Source organism: Synechococcus sp. R5-13 (genome assembly GCF_047462015.1).
Lineage (GTDB): Bacteria > Cyanobacteriota > Cyanobacteriia > Thermostichales > Thermostichaceae > Thermostichus.
In genome coordinates this window covers 1-4843 of sequence record NZ_JANSIL010000135.1, presented here as the reverse complement: position 1 = coordinate 4843, position 4843 = coordinate 1, and the positions used below count along the sequence as shown (strand labels likewise).

Genomic DNA, 4843 nt, shown 5'->3' with positions numbered 1-4843 from the left:
TGTAGATCCCAGGAGCCGTTGCTTGAATGGAGACGTTCACCTCGCAAGTAGCACCTGCTGCCAGAACTCCGCCCGAAAGGTTGATGATCCTTGTTCCCGGTATTGCGCCCAAAGTGCCCCCGCAGGTATTTGGATTGGCAATGCCGGCAGGTGTGGGAGGATTGGCCACGACCAGCCCCTCTGGCAAGACTGCCTGGAAGTTCAGGCCACTCAGGGGAATGGCCCCCGCCACTCGGTTATCGACCACAAAAGTGAGAGTAACAGGCGTGTTGACCGAGGCTGGATTAGGTAGTAGGAAGCGGGTAAACAGAGGCGACGGCCCTACAGGGATTGGCGTCGGAACAGGGGTAGGGCCTGAAGTAGGCGTAGGTACGGGCGGCAGAGGAGTAGGAGTTGGAGTGGGAGTTGGCTGAGGAAGGTTGCCACAGGGTGGAATGGCAAAGCCGCGCACCTCGTTTCGAGTTTCCCCTGGATTGAAAATTGAGTCATCAACCCGCAAAACTTGTCCAAAAGCATCTCTAATAGTTAGGACAAAAACAATGTCATCTCCTGTCAGTATTTCTTGGTTCTCGATCCTCCTACTTCCCTTTGAAAAAATCCTCAAGTCATCGAAAAACCTAGGATCCGTTGGAAACGTGTAGCTAAAGTTGAAGCCGTTAGCGTCAGTGAACGTGTTGCCTCTCCCAATCAGCAGGTTCCTAAACTGACTCAGGGCCTCAGGCCGGATTACGCTGGTAACATCCGTTCCACAAGTGATGTTCAGAACCTGGATGTCTACGCTTGCTATCCCTCCTCGAACAATTAGGTTGGTTAAATCCACCCTGTAAGAGAGCGATGCAAACGGCTGGTCGACGTTGAAGCCGCCCCCTGGCCCAAATTGAGGCGGATCCGGCAGATCGGGTTGAACTGGCGGCGGGGTGATGGGGGCAAAGTCCGGCCCGGGGCGAAAGGTGATGGGCGTGAGGTTGGGTGAAATGGTAGGGGCAACCGCCACCGGAGGGGGTGTAGCTCCGTCGGCAGTCAAGAGGGGCGGCAGCCCACCAGTAGTCTCGCTGCTACAACCAGTGACCAGGGCCAGCGAAGCCCAAGTTACCAGAAGGGAAAGGCCACCGCCGCCAAGGGCTGAGCCAGAACGTCGTTTCATTGGGGAAGTCTCCACTCACTCACACCACAGCAAATCTTTCCGACAGCGTCCAGCCGGGATCCACTGAATTTACCCCTGTACATTGACAAGCAAGATTACGAGGTATCCCGTTTGAAAGGGGGATGACTGCTGTTAGTTCTACTGCATTCCAGGGCGTTGTCAAGCGACCGGCAGAGCAAATCCAAGAAATTTTTCCGGAAATGGCCCATCCCCTAGATATGGGGTATCATAGCCTCGAGCAGGGGCGGCCAGCTTACCTGTAGCGTTGGGGTTGGGTGCCTTTCCCTCCATTTTGTGTGTGGATTTCCCCAGATTAGGGTGTGTGAGGAAGTGCCTTATGAACTTCAAAGGTCGCTCATTAGCGGTTTTGTGTGGAGTCTTGCTGCTAGGCGGCTGCGGAGAAGTTAATGAGTCTCCGACCTTGCCTGGGCCCGTCCAGGTGGATCCGGCTGCCTTTGTCTCGGCCCAAGAGTATCGCTTTACCCCCGGCTCGGTGCTGGAGACCACCAGCCTCCGCTTGGACTATGTCAATCCGAGGTTTGACAATGGGATCCCTGTGCGTACCAACCCCTTGCAGGGAAGCGGTGAAGCTCGCATCGCCAATGTTGAAGCCCGCATCTTGCCCGTGAACGAGATCCCAGCCAGTGAGCTGACAATCGACTCCACCCTTCGCTCCAGCACGCTGGCCATCCAAATTGGGCGAACCACACCGCTGGTGAATATCACTGCCTTTGGACCCAACGACGGCAGGCTATCTACGCAATTCAATATCGCCGGGCTGGTTGCAATTTCGACCCTCCCCAACGACCAGCGCATTCGGGTGAATACCACCTTCAGGGCTATCCGAGATGACGGCACTGTTTTAACGCTCACCGTGCGCCGCATTTTGGTGAGTAGAAATGGTGATCAAGTCGTCCTGGAGGGAGATTCTTCCCTGATTGTCCCCACTGTGGGTGTATTGTTTGAAAACGGTGGCCCTGGCCCCGGTGGTGAGATTTTGGCGCCTGGCTCCTTTGTCAACCCTCCTCCACCCCAAGGTCCTGTAGTCGCTATTCTCCAAACAGGCAGTTTCTCCGCGAGCTTTGTGGTGCGGCAGCGGGGGGTTGCGGGCGATGGCACTCCCGAGGACGCCTTGGCTCTCTTTGCCCGCCTGAACTTCCGGCCCAACCAGGCGGAGATTGTCTATCGTCCTGCCCAGGTGGGTACGCAGTCGGTGCTGTTTGCTCCGGATCCGACTCGACCCAACATCTTGCCCAATCAGTTGGTTCGCATCCGCCGCCTGTTGAACGGTCGTGTTCAAGCGGAGTTTGATCCGGCCAACACCAGCACAGTTCTCAACTTTGTGCAGGTTAGCCCGCCGCCGCGACCTTTCCCCACCCCGATCCCGCAGTTGCCCGTCCCTGAGCGTCCCGGTGCCCCTACCGCGTTTGACTACTTCTTCTCCTTGCGCACCGAGCGCTCCACAGGTACGTTGCCTGGATCCCCTGTGGAGGGAACTAATCTCAGTCCTGTTATCCTTCAGGGCATTGTCCCCACCACGGGAGATTTTGTCTTCCGCACCTTAGCTGGGGCACAACTGGCCGGGCCGTTTAATAGGGCAGATATTGGCGGTTCTCTGCTGCGAGGCAACTTGAATTTGGTTTTCGATCCAACCACCTCTGGCTCGAATATCTCTGGGCAATTCTTTATTGAGCAAGAGTTCCCCACTGACAACCAAGTTATAGGCCCGAACTCACCAATTGGCGACGGAAATACGGGTACTCCTGATGCAGGGGGAGTTATTCTCATTATTCGTGGATTCTTTGAGGGCACGCAGGTGCGGCTGTAACCCAGGCAACCCGTTTGATCCCAGAGCAGGGATCCGCTCTGGCTTGGCCTTTTCGTCGGTCAGAGCTTGGGTAGATCGCTGAGCACCACCTGCGCGCAGTTGTGGCCAGGGATCCCGGTCACTCCGCCTCCTGGGTGCGCCCCTGAGCCGCAGAGGTAAAGGCCGGGGATGGGGGAGCGATAGTCGGCCAGGCCGGAGATGGGCCGCAGGTTGTAGCTTTGATCCGGCGTCATTTCCCCGTGAAAAATGCTGCCCCCCACAAGGCCGAAGCGGGCCTCCAGATCCACGGGCGACAACATCTGCCGTGCGATCACGGCGTTTTTAATGTTGGGGGCAAATTGGGCAATTTTGTCGATCACCCGATCGGCAAATTCCTCCCGTAGGCCATCGTTCCAATCTCGCCCTTTGGGTTGGTAAGGCACAAACTGGCAGAAGCAGGAGAGAATGTGCTTGCCTGGGGGAGCCATTGTCGGGTCGGTGGGGGATTGGCTGTAGATCTCGATAAACGGATCCCGGGAAGGGATCCCGTATTTGCAGTCATCCCAAGCCCGCTCCAGATAGGCCACCGAGGGAGCAATGTCTACCGTGGCGGAACTGACCACTTCTGGGGGCACTTCAGCAGGGGCCGCCGTGTAGCGGGGCAGTTCCTCCAGGGCCAAGTTGAGCTTGTACACCGGGCCTGAGGTGCGGTAGTGCCGTTCTAGCCGGTCACGCAAGTCTGAGGGCAAAGAGGAGCAGAGTCGCAAAAAGGTGATTTGGGGATGGGCATTGGAGAGAACCGCCCGCGCCCGCACGGTTTCCCCCGATTCGAGGATAACCCCAGCGGCCTGCCCACTCTCCATCAAGATCTCCGCCACTGGAGCAGACGTGCGGATCTCCACCCCCAAGTCCAGAGCTGCCTTGGCCATCGCTTGGGTAATGGATCCCATCCCACCGCGCACATAGCCCCAGACCCCACGCGAGCCAATGGCCCGACCTACCGCATGGACTAGCCAGATGTAGGGCGTACCTGGAGTCATCGGCCCGGCAGAGGTGCCGATCAAAGATTGGGGAGCCATCGCCGCCTTGACCTGCTCCGACTCGAAGAACTCATCCAGGAGATCAGTGGTCGAGAGGAGCATGATGCGGCGGAAATCGTCTTCATAGCCAGCAGCTGCAAAGCGATCCGCCAGTTGGCCCAGCGAAATCGGCGGCTGCATCAAGGTTGGCTCCACCACCTCGTTCACCCGATCCCAAAACTCCTCCCAGCGGTCGTAGGCTTCCGCATCTTTGCGGGAAAACTTGGCAATTTCCGCCTTGCTCTTGGCCCGGTTATCGGCATACAGAAAGAGGTGCTGCCCATCCGGGAAGGGCATGAAATAGGAAGGTTGCTTGGCATAGACCTCAAAGCCATAGTCCGGCAGGCGCAGATCGCGAATGATCTCCGGTCGCAGCAAACTACAGGAATAGGAAGCCACCGACACGCGAAAGCCTGGGTGAATTTCTTCCGTAATGGCAGCACCACCAACGGTGTGATAGCGCTCCAGCACCAGCACTTTTTGCCCCGCTTTGGCCAAATAGCAAGCGCTCACCAGCCCGTTGTGGCCGGCCCCAATCACCACCGCGTCGTAGCTCATCAACAATCCTTCTGCAAACGCTTCTCCACCCACAATACTGATACATTTACGCTGAACACTGCTGAGCATTACTGCTCAACGGTGAAGCGATAGCATTCTGCCCGTTTCCGTTGTCGCTACGCGACGCTGACGCGACCGCGTTAGCGGGACGGAGTCCGAACAGAAAGGCGGTATCCCGCAAAGCTCTGAGCATAACACCCAGAGCGCCTTGCCAATCTCGTGGTAGCCTATGGTTGCACTTTGGGCATCTAAACA

3 protein-coding genes and 1 pseudogene are annotated in these 4843 nt (G+C 57.3%); 1 reads left to right on the top strand and 3 read right to left on the bottom strand.

Going from position 1 to position 4843, the window contains the following annotated elements:
* Positions 1-499, bottom strand: a 499-nt coding sequence (locus tag NW840_RS10350; protein WP_414344098.1) for a hypothetical protein, incomplete at its 3' end; no start/stop codon positions are given.
* 1066 nt (positions 500-1565) lie between these two features.
* On the opposite strand from NW840_RS10350, the gene NW840_RS10345 reads away from it, so the two are divergent.
* Positions 1566-2972 (top strand): hypothetical protein, encoded by a 1407-nt coding sequence (locus NW840_RS10345; protein ID WP_414344096.1) that lies wholly within the window; start codon positions 1566-1568, stop codon positions 2970-2972.
* A 59-nt stretch (positions 2973-3031) separates the two neighbouring features.
* Here NW840_RS10345 and NW840_RS10340 read toward each other — a convergent pair whose 3' ends face one another.
* Positions 3032-4657, bottom strand: coding sequence for a phytoene desaturase family protein (locus NW840_RS10340; protein ID WP_414344094.1), 1626 nt, complete (start codon positions 4655-4657; stop codon positions 3032-3034).
* Positions 4635-4843: pseudogene (locus tag NW840_RS10335) on the bottom strand (RNA-guided endonuclease TnpB family protein); the annotation flags it as partial. The pseudogene NW840_RS10335 and the gene NW840_RS10340, both read right to left, overlap by 23 nt.

What these genes read in the sequence shown, in the direction of transcription:
- NW840_RS10340 (WP_414344094.1), bottom strand. Translation starts at nt 4,657, where the DNA reads ATGCTCAGCAGTGTTCAGCGTAAATGTATCAGTATTGTGGGTGGAGAA.